Genomic DNA, 15553 nt, shown 5'->3' with positions numbered 1-15553 from the left:
ATCTCATAGGTCCAGTTCGCGTTTTCGAGGCTGAGCGTAAGCTCACCTTATGCTCGATGTCCGACGTCTGCGCCTGCTGCGGGAACTGTCCCTGCGCGGCACCATCGCCGCCGTCGCCCAGGCGCTCGCCTTCACGCCGTCGGCGGTCTCCCAGCAACTCAGCACCCTCGAACGGGAAGCAGGGGTTCCGCTGCTGGAACGGACCGGGCGGAGGGTCGTCCTCACCCCGGCAGGGCAGAACCTGGTCCACCATGCGGAGGCCATCCTCGAACGCCTCGAACAGGCCACCGCCGATCTGGCCGACGCGCGCCACGGCCTGTCGGGCCCCCTGCGGATCGGCGCTTTCCCCACCGCCGGCCGCGCGATAGTCCCCACCGCGCTGACCGCACTCGCCCGCGAACACCCGCGCCTGGAACCCAGGGGGCTGGAGATCGACCCCGCAGGAGTCGCCAACGCCCTGCGCGCAGGCGACTTGGACGTTGCGCTGATTCACGAGTACGACTTCGTGCCGTCGCCCGTCGAACCCGGCCTGACGATCGAGCCGCTCTTCACCGAGCCCATGTACCTCGCGTCAACAACCCCCCTGCAGGCAGGGGCAGCTGACGGTTCTGTGATAGCGCGCTCAAAGGACCAGCCGTGGATCACGGCGTCCCCGGGAACGCTGTGCCACACGATGACCGTCCGGGCATGCCAGGCCGCGGGTTTCACCCCACGGGTCCGGCACCAGGCCGACGAGTTCGCCACAGTGCTGGCCCTCGTCGCAGCGGACCAAGGAGTGGCCCTCGTGCCGCAGCTCGGAGTTGTCGGACCGCGCCCCGAGGTGACGCTGACCCCGTTGCCCCTCCACAGACGCACCGAGATCGCATTTCGCAGTGGCGCCGACCGGCATCCCGCGGTCGCCGCGGCCACTGCCGCGCTCCGCACCGCCTCCGGCTCAGTTCAGGCGCTCGGTGCGGGCGGACGCCGCCACGTGCCCGACCGATGCCGCATCGAGGAACAGCGTTGCCCCAGCCCGTGACGGGTCACTAAGGTCCGCTGCGTGACTGCCGGGTCGGCCATGGGCCATGCACGAGTGAGGTTCCCGGCCTCGGCTTGAGCGCGGCGGGGGTCCTCCCGGTCGAGCGCAGCCGAGGGTGGGGGAGGACACGCGGCCCGCCCCTTTCTCCGCGTCTTCGCTCTCGGCGCCCGAGTGCGGCGCCCCGTCCCAGCACATCCGAAGACCGGAGATACCCCACTGATGCCAGACGACCAGCAGCAGTCGGCCGCATCCGAGCTGCCGACGACCACCGTCCAGCTCAACCACATCGCCGTCTACGCCAGCGACCGGCACCTGTCGGCCGAGTTCATCGCCGCGATCCTCGGGCTCGAAACCGGTGCCCCGTTCGGCCCGTTCCTGCCCGTCGACCTCGGCAACGGCGTGACGCTCGACTACTACGAGAAGCGGGACGAGCCGATCCAGTCGCAGCACTATGCGTTCCTCGTCCCCGACGCACAGTTCGACGCCATGATCGCCCGCCTGGAGGCGGTCGGGGTCACTTACTATGCCGACCCCGGCCACACCGAGCCCGGCGAGATCAACCGTCTGTTCGGCGGCCGCGGCGCGTACTTCGACGATCCGGACGGCCACAACATGGAGATCATGACCCGGCCCTACGCCCGCCCCTGAGCGAGCAGTCCGCCGGGGGCATGTCCTGACCCCGGCGGACATCCGCCGGCGTTTCCGCATGCGCGGCCTGTCATCTGCCGGGCAGTGACGGCAAGACCGCTGGGGACGGCCGGAGATGAGTACCCGCACTCATGAGCCTCGCAGTCCCCTGCAGGAAACTTTGCCCATGCCCATCAGACGATCAGCCGCAGCAACCGCAGCAGCCGCACTCATCGCCATCGCCATGACCGCGTGTGGAACCCAGAAGGGCGAGCAGACGCGGTCTGCCGGCCCTCGGCCTTCTTTCACTCCCCGGCCGAAGTGCGCGCAGCCTGCGGTGGCGCCCACCGTTCGGCCTTCTTCGCCCGTTCCGAGCGCGGACCGCGATCGTCAGGGGGAGAACAAGGACGTTCCTCCGAACTACGCCGACAATCACGCTTACCGCATGCAAGCGCCAATGACCGCGTACAAGCGCGCTTGGGGGGAAGCGTCGGCCAAGCTCATTCGGAAGGAGCTGGAGAAGGTCCGGCAGGAAGGCGACTTCAGCGAGGAGCGGATCGCGGCGGCGCTGCGGCGTCTCGGCTGCGGCAGGGACCACGGCGTCCACCTCGGGCATGGGTTCTACAGCGTCCACACGGGAGTGGCGTGTGTGTCTGGGCGCGTGGCGAAGGACGAGGTGACCAGCAAGGTGCACGGCGCTTACGCCGAGCCCCAGCCCGGAACGGGGCCGTGCGTCGAGAACCGAGGAGGCCACTGATCAACTCCGGTACTGCCGCGGTTAATCGGCACCCGGATCAGGTCAGTGTCGACTGGCGTCATCGTGAACGGATGCAAGATCGCGTCACCCGAGGCTGACACCAGCCCTGGCTGACCTGCAAAGCCGCGCCACCGCGCAGTACGGGCGCCACCCGGCCGTGGAGTGTGGCCGGGCCGTGCGCCGGGGCGGACAACGGCTTGCTCTGCTCGCCGGTTGGGCGGTGATCGGGATGACGCAGCGGTACCTCGTCGGGGAGACATCCGTGCTCCTGGCGCGGTTGCAGTCGTCGGGCAGCGATCCGACGCCGTTCCTGTGCGGCGACGGCGCGGTGGAGGCCGCCGACGGCTACTTCCGCATCCTGGGACCCATCGACGACGTCATCAACGTCTCCGGACACCGGCTCGGCACCAAGGAGCTGGAATCCGCCGCCCTGACCGTCGAAGAGGTCGCCGAGGCCGCCGCCGTGCCGGTCGTGGACGAGCTGCGCGGTCGGGCCGTGGAGCGGACGGGGGGCGGGTTCGCCGTCGGGAGGGCGGTGAGGCATGAGGTGAGGGTGAGGGTGAGGGCCACGGCGACGGCGACGGCGACGGCGACGGCGACGGCGACGGCACGAAGATGCGTCGGCAGGGCGGACATGTCACTCCTGTCGGGTGGGAGGGCTGTCGAGACGGGAGAGCTGTCGGGCGAAGTTGCGGGCAGTAAGGGACCGACGGATTACGCGCGGCCCGCGGCCAGGTCCATCAGGCGGGCGAGGACCCGGTCGCCGGAGGCGGTGAGGCCGTCGTGCTCCCACTCGTTGGTGACCCAGACGCGGGTGGCGCCGATGTCACGCGCCGTGCGCAGGGAGAGACCGGCGTCGACGTACATGTCGTCGTGGTAGACGACCGCGGCGAGGGGGACCCGGTTGGCGGCGAGGCGTTGAGGGTCGTAGAGCGGGGGCCAGTCGGTGCGTCGGGCCAGGAGGTCCGCGGCGTCCGCGAAGGGGCGCAGGCCGCCGATCTCCCGGAACATCCAGGGGTAGATCATCTCTCCGGTGAGGAGGAGGGGGTCCGCCTCCTCGGCGAACTCGGGGACGGCGGTGAGGGCCCGGGCGGCCGCCCACCCGGTCGGACCGGCCCCTTGCCCGTACAGCGTCTCCTGCATGACGGCGAACAGCGGGTTGTCGGTGAAGCCGGTCAGGGACTCGACCTGGTGAAGGAAGGTGTCGGTCAACTCGCCGCCCGCGTCCAGGGATTCGTCGAGCAGCCAGTGGATGCGCTCGAAGCCGTCGGCCACGCCGAGGGCGAGGCCGAGAGTGCGCAGGCGGCGGGTGGTGAGGCGGTCGCCGCCGGGCAGCCGGATGTCTCCGGCTGCGAGGCGATCTGCGATCTCGCGGAGGCGAGGGGCGTCGTCGGGGTAACGGGCGTAGAAGTCGAGGACCCGGTCCCGTACGCGCGGGTAGGTGCGGGCGTACACGTCGTCGGCGGTCGCGGTGAGTCCGGGCAGGCCGCCGGTGACGTAGCAGGCCCGTAGGCCCTCGGGCGCCTGCGAGAGGTAGGTGAGGGTGATGAAGCCGCCGTAGCTCTGGCCGAGCGTCTCCCAGGGTTCGCCGTCATCCGCGCAGAGTTGACGGCGAACCCGTTCGGCGTCGGCCACTATCGCGTCGGCGCGGAAGTGGGCAAGGTACGCGGCCAGTTGGGACGGGGAGGCGAACCGGGCGGCCGTGCGCGCGGTGACCGGCGTGGAGCGACCGGTGCCGCGCTGGTCGAGGAGCAGCACCCGATGGGTCTTCAGCGCGTGCGGCAGCCATCCCGGCGAACCCGCCGAAGGGCGGGGCGCCTTGCCGCCGGGACCGCCCTGCAAGTAGAGCAGCCAGGGCAGTTGCTCATCGGCACGCGCCGGGTCGACGACCTCGCGCGCGAACACCTGGAGGGTCGGGCCGTCCGGGAGGGAGTGGTCCAGCGGGACGGTGAAGACGTGGTCGGTGGTGGCGTAGGCAGGGTTCATGGGGCCCTTTCACGGGACAGGGATCGTCAGGTGTGATGGCGATGGTGGGGTGCGACATGGCATCGTCAGCGTGCCTCAGCCCGCCGTGGGCGAGGAGCTCTCACGTCGGTATGGCGCCGCGTTATGAGGAGCCCGTGCTGCCTCAGCGCTCAGTCCCCGAGTGCCTCAGTCCCCAAGCACCCCGGCACCCGAGTGCCTCAGCGCCTCAGGCGGACCGCTTCCCGGTACGGCGCACCGCTCCCTTGGTTTCGGCCGGGGAAGCGCTGCCGCCGCCGGCCCACAGGGAGCGCACATGGCCCAGGTGCTTGGCCATGCACCTCTCGGCCTTCTTCGCATCACCCGCGAGCATCAGCTCAAGCAGCTCCAGGTGCTCCTCGGCCGAGGGGATCAGCTCACCCCGCTCGTCCAGGGCGGTGAGCCCGTACAGGCGGGACCGCTTGCGCAGGTCGCTGACGGTCTCGACGAGGCGGTCATTGCCGCACAGCGCGAGGAGCGAGAGATGGAACTGCCGGTCGGCCTCCAGGTAGCCGATGAGGTCGTGGTCACGCGCCGCCCGTACGATCTCCTCGGCGACCGGCCGCAGCGACTCCAGCTCCTCCCGTGTGGCACTGCGGGTGACCCGGCCGACCATGGGGATCTCGATCAGTGCGCGGATCTCGGTGTACTGATCGAGATCGCGCTCGCTGACCTCGGTGACCCTGAACCCCTTGTTCCGGACCGGTTCGACCAGGCCCTCACGGACCAGGTCGAGCATCGCCTCGCGTACCGGGGTGGCGGAGATGCCGAAGTCCTCGGCGAGCGTGGGCGCCGAGTACACCACACCCGGACGCAGTTCGCCGGAGATCAGGGCGGCCCGCAGGGCGTTGCTCACCTGATCGCGCAGCCGCTCCCGGCCGGCGTTGAGGTCGCGGTGCTTCAGGTGCCCCATAGCGGTTCGTGATCCCTTCGGTCTGGCCTGGACCACCACCGTACAATGTCACGTTGCTCCAGAGTGCGACAGGGTGCAGATCCGGCCCGCGGGAGAACTCCGGCGCCGCCCGGCCCTGTTCGCCCGGCCCTGCTCGCGCGCACCGTGGCCGGATGCCTTGGTCACAGGAGGAAACCTCCGGGGAAGGGGTCGTCCGGGTCGAGGAAGTACTGGGCGGTGCCGGTGATCCAGGCGCGTCCGGTGACGGTCGGTACGACGGCGGGCAGTGCGCCCACGGTGGTCTTCTCGATCAGACGGCCGGTGAAGCGGGTGCCGACGAAGGACTCGTTGACGAAGTCGCGGCCCAGGGGCAGTTGACCGCGCGCGTACAGCTGAGCCATCCGGGCCGAGGTGCCCGTGCCGCACGGGGAGCGGTCGAACCAGCCGGGATGGATGGCCATGGCATGCCGTGAGTGGCGGGCGCCGGAGCCGGGAGCGGCCAGGTAGACGTGCTTGACTCCGGCGATCTCCGGCCGCTCGGGGTGCACGGGACGCCCCGGCGAGGCGTTGATCGCGTCCATGACGGCGAGTCCGGCGGCCAGCAAGTCGTCCTTGCGCTCACGGTCGAACGGCAGCCCCAGCGCGTCGAGTTCGACGACGGCGTAGAAATTCCCGCCGAACGCGAGGTCGTACGTCACCGTGCCGCAGCCGGGCACCTGGACCTTGCGGTCGAGCCCGACGCAGTACGCGGGCACATTGGTGAACGTGACCGACTGGGCCGCGCCGTCCGCCACCTGGACCTCGACGGTCACCAGCCCGGCCGGGGTGTCGAGCCGAACGGTGGTGACCGGTTCGGTCACCGGCACCATGCCCGTCTCGACCAGGACGGTGGCGACCCCGATCGTGCCGTGCCCGCACATCGGGAGCACCCCGGAGACCTCGATGAAGAGGACTCCGTAGTCGGCTTCGGGGCGGGTGGGCGGCTGGAGGACGGCGCCGCTCATGGCGGCGTGGCCGCGCGGCTCGTACATCAGGAGCGTCCGGAGACGGTCCATGTGCTCGATGAAGTACGTCCGCCGCTCGGCCATGGTGACGCCGGGGATGACGCCGACGCCACCGGTGATGACGCGGGTGGGCATGCCCTCGGTGTGCGAGTCGACGGCGTGGAAGACGTGACGGGTACGCACGGGCTTCCTTTCGGTCGGTGGGTGGGGGATCTTCCGGTCAGTGGGCGGGGGGATCGGTCCGTGGGCAGGGTGGTGTGGTCAGCGGTGGCCGGCGGCGACGGCCTTCTCGGTGGCGGCCCGCACCGCCGCCTCGGTCTCCCCGGTGAGCGGGGAGCGCGGCGGACGGGTGGGACCGCCTCGCCGTCCGACGATGTCCATGGACAGCTTGATGGCCTGGACGAACTCCGTCTTGGAGTCCCAACGCAGCAGGGGGTGCAGGGACTTGTAGAGGGGGAGGGCTGTGGTCAGGTCGCCGGCGACGGCGGCGTGGTACAGGGTCGCGCAGGCGGCGGGGAAGGCGTTGGGGTAGCCGGCGATCCAGCCGACGGCACCGGCGAGGGCGAGTTCGAGCAGCACGTCGTCGGCGCCGATCAGCAGATCGAGCTCCGGGGCGAGTTCGGCGATCTCGTACGCCCTGCGGACGTCACCGGTGAACTCCTTCACGGCGACGATGCTGCCGCCCTGGTGCAGCCGGGCCAGCATGCCGGGGGTGAGGTCGACCTTGGTGTCGATGGGGTTGTTGTACGCGACGACCGGCATCCCGGCGCGGGCGACCTCGGCGTAGTGGGCGTGGACGCCCGACTCGCCGGCCCGGTAGGCGTTCGGGGGCAGCAGCAGCACCGAGCCGCAGCCCGCCTCGGCCGCCTGCTCCGCCCAGCGCCGGGCTTCGCCGCCGCCATAGGCGGAGACGCCCGGCATGACCCGCGCCCCGTCGCCCGCGGCCTCGACGGCGGTCCGGACCACGCGGGCCCGCTCCTCGTCGGTGAGGGTCTGGTACTCACCGAGCGAGCCGTTGGGCACGACGCCGTCGCAGCCGTTGTCGAGCAGCCGGCGGACGTGGTCGCCGTAGGCGTCGTGGTCGACGGACAGGTCGTCACGCAGGGGCAGGGCGGTGGCGACCATGATGCCGCGCCAGGGGCGGGCCTTGTTCCAGATGGTGGCGGTCATACCGGCAAACCCTCTCTACGGAATGTGACATTTTACTCACTGGTTCGATACCCCGGGGGCTCGGCTCGGAATCAGCCGTCGCCGCCGGGCGCGGCGTTGGGCTCGGACACAGCCTCGGACGCACCCTCGGAGAGGGTCTCGGACCGACCCCCGAGCTCGTTGACGCCGGGTGCGTCGGGCGCTCCGGGTGCGTCGGGATCAACGGGGTCGTGGAGCGCGGCGAGCGCCGAGAGCGGGACGGGCACGGCGAACGGGCGGCGTTCGGCCGGAGGTTCGGCGGCTTGCTCGCGGGCCGTGAGGCAGGCCACGGACGGACCGCACATCCGGCCCTGGCACCAGCCCATCCCCGCTCGGGTCAGCAGCTTGACGGTACGGGCGTCCCGCGCTCCGAGGCCCTCGATCGCCTCGCGTATCCGCCCGGCGGTGACCTCCTCGCAGCGGCACACATCGGTGTCGTCCGTCAGCCAGCGCGACCACCCCGGGCCGGGCGCGTGGGCGGCGGTCATCGCGTCGGCGAAGGCGCGCATCCGTCCTCTGCGGCGCCGGAGTTCCCGGACCCGGCCGCCGTGGGCAGGGCGTCCAAGGATCCGGGAGGCAGCAGCAACTCCCGCCAATTCGCCCTCTACGCGGGCCAGTTGGACCCCACCCACTCCCCCGGTCTCACCCGCCGCCCACAGACCGCGTACCGAGGTCTCCTGGAGGCCGTCCAGGGCGAGTCCCCTGGTGCCGTCGGACAGCGGACGGGTGGCACAGCCGAGCGCCGTGACCAGTTCGATCCGGGGGACGAGGCCGTGCCCGACGGCCAGCGCGTCGCAGTCGATCCGCCGTCCGGCCCCCCGTATGGGACACCAGTCGCGATCGAGGCGCGTGACGGTGACGGCCTCCACCCGGTCGGTGCCGTGCACCTCGGTGACCGCGCTGCGCAGCCGCACCCGCACCCGGTGCCACAGCAGCGCCGCGCCGTGGACCAGCGCCTCGGCCGCCTTGTGTGGGTTGGTGACGAGCGCCCGGGGGCGCCGGGCGTACCGCAGATAGCCGGACGCCTCGACGACGGCCGGCACCTTCGCGCCGGCGGCTGCCAGCGAGGAGGCGACCGCGAGCAGCAGGGGTCCGCTGCCCGCCACGACGACCCGCCGTCCGGGCAGTACCAGGCCGGACTTGAGCATGGCCTGCGCTCCCCCGGCGCCCACGACACCGGGCAACGTCCATCCGGGAAAGGGGAGTTGGCGTTCGTACGCGCCGGTCGCCAGCAGCACCGCACGCGCCCGTACGCGCACGGGGCACTCGCCGCCGCCGTCGGCCCCGGTGACGGCGTGCACCGCCCACGGCCCGTCAGCCTCTTCGTCGTGCGTCACGCTCCACACGTGGTGTCCGGGAAGGTGGCGGACCTCGCTCTGCTTCAGCCGTCGGCGCAGGTCGGCGTAGGCGGACCAGTCATGGTGCAAGGCTTCGGGCCGGACGGCTCCCAGGGCGGGCGCCGGGGTGCGGTAGAACTGCCCACCGATGTGCGTGGCGGTGTCCAGCAGGGCGACGGACAGCCCGAGTTCACCGGCTGCGACGGCTCCGGCGAGACCGGCGGAGCCCGCACCGATCACCGCGAGGTCGTACGGTTCAGACGCCGAGAGCGGCACGGCCGTGTCCTTCCTGAGTGGTGATGGCGTCCCCCGGCCGGGCCGGAACCAGGCAGGCCCGCCGGTTGGGCTCTCCGTTGATGGTGGCGAGGCAGTCGTAGCACTGGCCGATGCCGCAGAACACGCCCCGCGGGCGCCCGCCGTCGCGCGTGGTGCGCCAGGCCAGGATTCCGGCCGCCCACAGTGCGGCGGCGACGGACTGGCCGGGCAGAGCGGTCACGGCGCGCCCGTCGAACGTGATCCGGAACGGCGGACCGGGCTGGGCGCCGACCAGGTCGGCGGGGGTACGGGCCACGGCTCCTCCTCTCGCGACTGCCGGGCAGGCGGTTCATGGCTGTCGGGCAGTCACGGCGTTCATCGCGGTCTTGGCGGTATGGCGGTTATGGCGGTCTTGATGGTCCTTGCGGTTCTGGCCGTCTTGACGGTCCTGACCGTCTTGGCAGGCGGTCTCAGGCGGCCGGAGAGAAGCGTCCCGGCCGGAACGGGGTGATGTCGAGGGGTGGTTCGCCGCCGGTCAGCGACCGTGCGACGGCCAGCCCGGTGGCAGGGGCCAGCCCGATCCCCGCGCCCTCGTGGCCGCAGGCGTGCAGCAGGCCGGGGAGACGCGGATCGGGGCCGATGGCGGGCAGGTGGTCCGGCAGATACGGGCGGAAGCCGACGTACGTGCGCATCGCCCGGACCCCGGCCAGGACCGGGAAGAGCGCGGTGGCCTGCGCCGCCAGCCGTCGCAGCGCCTCGGGCGACAGCGTGCGGTCGAAGCCGACCCGTTCCCGGCTGGCGCCGATCAGGACCGGCCCGGCCGCGGTGCCCTCCACCACCGCCGAACTCTGCAGCGCGGCGGAGCCGCTGGCCACATCGGCGACATAGTCGGCCGCGTACACCTTGCGGCGCACGACGCGCGGCAGCGGCTCGGTGACCAGGACGAAGCCCCGGCGGGGCCGTACGGGCAGCTCGACACCCGCGAGACGGGCGAGGTCGCCGCCCCAAGTCCCGGCGGCGTTCACCACATACGGGGAGTGCAGCTCCCCGGCCGTCGTCCGCACCCCCCGGATCGCACCGCTCGCCTGGATGAGCAGGCCGGTGACCTCCTCGCCGAGGTGCAGCCGGACCCGGTCGCCGCCCGCGCGCAGCAGATGCGCGGCGGCGAGCGCCGGCATGACCTGCGCGTCCTGCGCATAGTGGAAGCCGCCCGCCAGGCCGGCGGTGAGATGGGGCTCCAGGTCGTGCAGGCGGTCGGCCGGGACCTCGTCCGCCGTGACGCCCGCCGTGCGCTGCCCGGCCGCGAAGTCCCGCAGCGCGGTCATCCCGGCCTCGCCGGCAGCGACGACCAGTCCGCCTTTGGGTTCGTACTCGATGTCCGGCGGGAGTTCTTCGGCCAGCTGCCGCCACAACCCGGTGGACAGGAGGGCCAGTTCGAGTTCGGGGCCCGGCTCCTTGTCGGAGACCAGGAGGTTGCCCTCGCCGGCCCCCGTCGTACCGCCCGCCACGGGGCCGCGGTCGAGCACGGTGACGCGGAGGCCGGACCGGGCGGCGTAGTACGCGCAGGCCGCGCCGATCACACCCGCCCCGACGACGATGACGTCTGCGGAGTTTCTGGTGAACACGGGCAGTAATATTTCACATTGCATTGCCTGCGCCAAGGGGTCTACCCACGCCAAGGGTTTCATGGCCGTCAATGACCGAATCGGCATCAGCTTCCTTGCCGGGGAACCGGGGCGCAGCTGGGGGGACAGCCTCACCGCCGTGCCGAGACCGTCACCGTGACCCGCCCGGAGGCACCCGGCTGCGCCCACACCCGGACCGTGCCCCGCTCCCCCGCCGGCACGGCACGCGGCCAGGCGACCGCCGGGCCCCGAACCGATACCCGCCACCCCACCCCCGTGGGCGGAGTGGACAGCTCGCTGACATCGGACCGCCCCGGGGAGTCGTAGACGAGACGGAACGTCCGCGCCAAGGGGTCGTAGCCCCGCTCGCGCACCGTGCCTGCGACGGCGGGGGCATAGGGACGCGCGGTCTGCTCCTTGTTGGCGCGAAAGCGGCCGTCCTCGCCGACGGCGCAGTACCCGCCGCCGTAGCACCACACATAGCCCGCCCAGCCGGAGCTGTAGCGGTCGAGGGAGGTGAGGGCGTCGCCGTAGAAACGCGCCATGTTGGGCAGTGAGCTGTCTCGGGGACCCCACTCGCCGACGACGACCGGTATGTGCTGGGTGCTCGGGTAGCCGGTGACGGCGTTCTCATAGTTCTCGATCCAGCGCGCAGAGGGGTCGTAGTCGCCGCCCGCTTCCATCGTGGCGTTGTAGAAGTGCGGTGCGTAGACGACCTTGGGGTCGTGGATGCGGCCGAGGCCGGTGGGCAGCCCCTCGCCGACGATCGGGGTCGGTTCGACGAACAGCCAGTTGTGACGGTCGGCCGTACGGATCGCGTCCGCGATCCGGTTGTACATCGGGGTCAGCTGCTCGGACTCGATACGGCGGGCGGCTGCCGGAAGGTCCTCGCCTTCGCGGAGCCGCCCCATGGGCTCGTTGATCAGGTCGTAGCCGAACACGGCGGGGTGGTGGGCGAAGCGCCGGGCGAGCAGCTGCCACATGCGGGTCTGCGCCCGCTGGAGGTCCCGGTCCTGGTAGAGGTGCTCGAAGGCCGCCTGTACGGCCGGTTCGAAGTACTCCGCGAACCAGTCCTCCGGGTGCGGGGTGAAGGGCAGCCCGTCGGTGCGGGTCGCCCACTCCGGGACGCCGCGATGGCCGAACTCCGGGCCGAAGACGTCCTGATGGGCGTCGATGACGACCTGGACGCGCCAGCGGTGGGCCCAGTCCAGGATCCGTTCGACCTTCCGCAGATAGCGCACGCTGTAGTGGCCGGGCCGCGGCTCCAGGTCGTCCCAGAAGACCAGCAGGCGCGCGAAGTTGAAACCCTGGTGGTGCATGTCGCGGAAGTGCCGCTCGGTGACGGCGCTGAGCGCGTCGGCGCCGCGGTGTGTCTTGTCCTCGACGTTCCAGCCGCGCAGGGTGAGCGTGCGCCCGCGGTCGTCGGTGAGCGGCGGCGGTGACGGCGGCGCGTCCGCATCCGCTCGTGCCACGCCTGGTAAGAGCAGCGCGAGGACAGTGGCCAGAGTTGCTCCCGCCTTGACGATGGATCCGATGAATCCCCGCACAGCCACATCCCCGACTTCATACCGACACCCTTTCCGAACAGATGGCCGTCGGCCCTTCCGCTGAAACCCCGGGCGGGCTCCCGGCACGCCGAACGGTTGGCGGCCGGCACGGGTCTGGGCACACGACGCGCGCCGGAAGGCGGCTTGTCACTTCCGCGACCGGGCCCCCGGGCCGAACTGAAGTCTTGTCAGTGCCATTTCACATTACTACTTTACGCATCACATGGCACTGATCGCGCTCTGCTCGATGCCAAGTGCCGGTCACCCGGCGGGGGTTGCTGCCGGGCCACACCGAAGCTCTGTACACCCAGAAGCTCATCCCCCACACACAGGAGCCACCGGTGCATCAGCTCCGAACACTCAAAACCCTCAGCAGATCTCTGTCCGCGGTCGCGATATCCGTGGCGCTCGTGGGCACTCCCGCCGCAGTCGGCCACGCGGCCTCCCCCGACCCCGCGTCCGCCCCGGCACACCCGAGCGCCGTCACCCCCTCGAAGGCGACTCCGAAACCGGACCCCCACATGAAGAGCCACCACAAAGAGAACCACGACGACAAGAACTCCCATGGCGAGAACCCCCACGACAGGGTCGTCCGCCTCGCCGAGGCCCCCCGGCCCGGCGACCGGAGCGCCGCCGGCCCCGGCGCCCTGTCCGACGGCCGCCTCCCAGGTGCCCGCACGGAGAAACCGGCACAGGACACCTCAGCGGTCCGCGCCACCGTCGACGGCAAAGCGGTCCCCTGCACCCTCGACGGCATCACGCGCCTGAACCCCGAGGAGCTGGCCGGCTTCCTCGCCGACCCGGCAGTCACCGCCGACGGCTGCCTGCGCGACCTCCTGTGGACCTGGGACCAGCGCCTGGTCCCCGTCATGTCGGACGACCACGTCCAGACGGTCTCCCGCCGGATCATCCAGCTCGCCCCCGCCCACAACGGCACGAACGGCAGCCATCTGCTGGAGATGTTCACCTACCTCCACGCCGTCGCCTACCACGACTTCTCGCACGACGAGATCGACATCACCGACCAGCCGACCGTGGACGCCATGCGCGGCGCCATCGACGCCTTCGGCTCCGCCGACCGCACCTTCGACGCCACGCGCAGCAACGCCGAATCCCTCCGCGAGGCGCTCTACGCGGCGGGCGCTCCCGGCCTGCGCCAGCACCAACTTCCTCTCGTCAAGCGGGTGCTGGCCACCATGGACGCAGACCATCCGGACACCAACAAGGACGCTTCCTGGGCCGGGGCGGCACTCGCCGCACTCTCCCTCAACTACCTCGGCGTCTACCCCGGCAACGAGGACACCGCCTTCCACGAGGCAGTCACCGCCGACCCCTCCTACCGCGCCGCCTTCCGCGCCTTCGCCGACCACACGCACCTGAAGGACACCGACAACGCCTGGGTGGTGCGCGACGCGATCGGCGAGTACGGGCGGTTCGGCCAGATCGAGGCGGTGCGCGACGAGATCGTCACCGATCTCGGCACACTGCTGGACACCGTCACACAGAACTTCGGCGACGGCAGCCCGCCCTGGGGAAAGGTCGTCACCTGGCTCATCGAGTTCGACGCCTGCAAGCCGTACGCGGTGTGCAAGGAGGACATCGAGCGGCGTCTCTTCCCGCAGACATACGTCTACGACAACGACACGATGAAGGTCCGCACCGCGCTCGACCGGACCACCGTCGACCAGCTCTACTACGCGAGCAAGCAGGTCAGAGCGCACTTCCACCGGGTCCTCGGCACCGACCGGCCGCTGGAGGGCGACACCAACACCACACTGCACACCGTGCTGTACGCCTCCCGCGCCGACTACGAGACGTACCAGCCGATCCTCACCGGGCTGAGCACGGACAACGGCGGGATCTACATCGAGAAGGGCGCGACCTTCTACACGTACCAGCGGAGGGTGCCGGAGGACTCCACGCTGACGCTGGAGGAGCTGTTCCGCCACGAGTACACCCACTACCTCAACGGCAGGTGGGCGGTCCCCGGGCTCTTCGGCGAGGGACCGTGGTACGAGGGCGACCGGACCACCGCGATGGACGAGGGCACCGCCGAGTTCTTCGACGGCGCCACCCGCGACGACGGAGTCAAGGTCCGCAAGTCCCTGGTGCAGGGCATCATCGACGACACCACCGGCGGCAAGCCGCGTATGACCGTCAACCAGCTGCTGCACGCCACGTACGACGGGGACGGCTTCCGCTTCTACGACTACGCGGGCACGTTCTTCGAGTTCCTGTGGACCCAACGCCCGTCCCTGATCAAGGAGATGTACGGCTCCCTGCGGGCCGACGACCCCGCGACGTTCGACGCCTGGCGCGACCGCCTCGGCCGGGACGAGAACCTGCAGCGCGCGTACGACGCCTTTCTGGACGAGCAGATCGCGCATGTCGACGACCTGTTCGTGCCCGACACGAAGTACATCCCCGTCGACAAGCTGGACGACGACTCGGCCGACGCGGTCCGCGCTTCCTTCACGGCCACGACCGGCCTGACACCCGGCTGCCGCTCCAACAGTGCGCCGGAGCGCCCGCGGTTCGCGTGCACCGGGCAGATCACCGCGGACCTGTCGAGCGCCGGCGACGCCGACCAGGTCTTCAAGGACATGAGCGAGACGGTCGACTCCGCCGTCCTCGGCAAGGCGGCCACCGGCGACAACAACCTCACCGACATGAACTGCTCCTTCGGCGAGGTGGACATCGCACCCGACGGCCGCACCGGCACCGCGGACTACACCTGCGAGGGCCCGCTGCGCGGCTGACGCGCCCGGGGTGGGAGCCGTCCCGCGGGAGGGCTCCCACCCCACCCCACCCCGCCTCCGTCACACGGATGAGCCATGGGCCACCGTCACACAACCGGCGGGGGTGCCGCGGCGTGGGGCAGCGAACATGATCGGTCCTGTACGCTCCCCGCCTCCCGCCGTCGGGAATGACCGTGTCGCTCCTCCGCTCGCTGCCCGCCCCCGGCCCCGCACGGGCGACGGCCCTGGCGGTCGTGACGGTGAGCGCGACGGCGCTGCTCGGCGGGTGTGCGGGGACCGGGGCCCCCGAGAGCGCCGGCGCCATCCGTGTCGCCTCCGCTCCGGCACGGCTGTGGCCCGACCGGCCGCCCGCGCCGCCTCCCTCACCGGACCCGGAGGGCGAGGCCGGGCCGCCCCCCTGCCCGCGCTGTGCCGGGTGCCGTCCGGGGACATCCGTACCCTGTCCACGCTCTCCGTGGTCGAGGAGCAGATCGCCGCGGACGCCCGCGCCGATGCGCCGGCCTTCGAACCGGACACCGAAGCCGGGATCGCCCGGTGCACCGC

At 71.3% G+C, this 15553-nt stretch carries 13 protein-coding genes; 4 read left to right on the top strand and 9 right to left on the bottom strand.

Annotated elements, in window-relative coordinates:
- Positions 1–49: 49 nt before the first annotated feature.
- The 3 genes from K9S39_RS38050 to K9S39_RS38040 all read left to right on the top strand — a co-directional run bounded on the left by K9S39_RS38050 (position 50) and on the right by K9S39_RS38040 (position 2402).
- On the top strand, positions 50–1018 hold the full coding sequence (locus K9S39_RS38050) for a LysR family transcriptional regulator (protein ID WP_248867852.1): 969 nt from the start codon (positions 50–52) through the stop codon (positions 1016–1018).
- 219 nt (positions 1019–1237) lie between these two features.
- The gene (locus K9S39_RS38045) at positions 1238–1666 is read left to right on the top strand and encodes a VOC family protein (RefSeq protein ID WP_248867851.1); all 429 of its coding nucleotides are present in this window, start codon (positions 1238–1240) and stop codon (positions 1664–1666) included.
- 424 nt (positions 1667–2090) lie between these two features.
- Positions 2091–2402, top strand: coding sequence for a hypothetical protein (locus tag K9S39_RS38040; RefSeq protein WP_248867850.1), 312 nt, complete (start codon positions 2091–2093; stop codon positions 2400–2402).
- A 345-nt stretch (positions 2403–2747) separates the two neighbouring features.
- On the opposite strand, the gene K9S39_RS38035 is transcribed toward K9S39_RS38040, so the two are convergent.
- The 9 genes from K9S39_RS38035 to K9S39_RS37995 form a co-directional block, all read right to left on the bottom strand.
- Entirely contained in the window at positions 2748–3038 is a 291-nt protein-coding gene (locus K9S39_RS38035) for a hypothetical protein (protein ID WP_248867849.1), read from the bottom strand.
- A gap of 78 nt (positions 3039–3116) precedes the next feature.
- Positions 3117–4388 carry an alpha/beta fold hydrolase gene (locus K9S39_RS38030; protein WP_248867848.1) on the bottom strand — a complete coding sequence of 424 codons (1272 nt, stop codon included), beginning with the start codon at positions 4386–4388 and terminating at the stop codon, positions 3117–3119.
- Positions 4389–4593: 205 nt separating this feature from the next.
- The gene (locus K9S39_RS38025; RefSeq protein ID WP_248867847.1) at positions 4594–5316 is read right to left on the bottom strand and encodes a GntR family transcriptional regulator; all 723 of its coding nucleotides are present in this window, start codon (positions 5314–5316) and stop codon (positions 4594–4596) included.
- A 161-nt stretch (positions 5317–5477) separates the two neighbouring features.
- Positions 5478–6482, bottom strand: a complete 1005-nt coding sequence (locus tag K9S39_RS38020) for a proline racemase family protein (protein ID WP_248867846.1) — start codon at positions 6480–6482, stop codon at positions 5478–5480.
- A gap of 78 nt (positions 6483–6560) precedes the next feature.
- On the bottom strand, positions 6561–7469 hold the full coding sequence (locus tag K9S39_RS38015) for a dihydrodipicolinate synthase family protein (RefSeq protein ID WP_248867845.1): 909 nt from the start codon (positions 7467–7469) through the stop codon (positions 6561–6563).
- Positions 7470–7540: 71 nt separating this feature from the next.
- Positions 7541–9100 carry an FAD/NAD(P)-dependent oxidoreductase gene (locus K9S39_RS38010; RefSeq protein ID WP_248867844.1) on the bottom strand — a complete coding sequence of 520 codons (1560 nt, stop codon included), beginning with the start codon at positions 9098–9100 and terminating at the stop codon, positions 7541–7543.
- Positions 9081–9395, bottom strand: a complete 315-nt coding sequence (locus K9S39_RS38005) for a (2Fe-2S)-binding protein (protein ID WP_248867843.1) — start codon at positions 9393–9395, stop codon at positions 9081–9083. The genes K9S39_RS38010 and K9S39_RS38005 overlap by 20 nt, the downstream gene beginning before the upstream one ends.
- Before the next feature lie 154 nt (positions 9396–9549).
- Positions 9550–10728 carry an NAD(P)/FAD-dependent oxidoreductase gene (locus tag K9S39_RS38000; protein WP_406708085.1) on the bottom strand — a complete coding sequence of 393 codons (1179 nt, stop codon included), beginning with the start codon at positions 10726–10728 and terminating at the stop codon, positions 9550–9552.
- A 107-nt stretch (positions 10729–10835) separates the two neighbouring features.
- Positions 10836–12251, bottom strand: a complete 1416-nt coding sequence (locus tag K9S39_RS37995; RefSeq protein WP_406708084.1) for a cellulase family glycosylhydrolase — start codon at positions 12249–12251, stop codon at positions 10836–10838.
- A gap of 341 nt (positions 12252–12592) precedes the next feature.
- On the opposite strand from K9S39_RS37995, the gene K9S39_RS37990 reads away from it, so the two are divergent.
- A complete protein-coding gene (locus tag K9S39_RS37990; protein WP_248867841.1) occupies positions 12593–15010 on the top strand; it encodes a collagenase in 2418 nt (805 codons plus the stop codon).
- Positions 15011–15553 lie beyond the last annotated feature (543 nt).

It is taken from the genome of Streptomyces halobius, from assembly GCF_023277745.1.
Lineage (GTDB): Bacteria > Actinomycetota > Actinomycetes > Streptomycetales > Streptomycetaceae > Streptomyces > Streptomyces halobius.
This window is presented reverse-complemented; position numbering and strand designations above follow the sequence as displayed.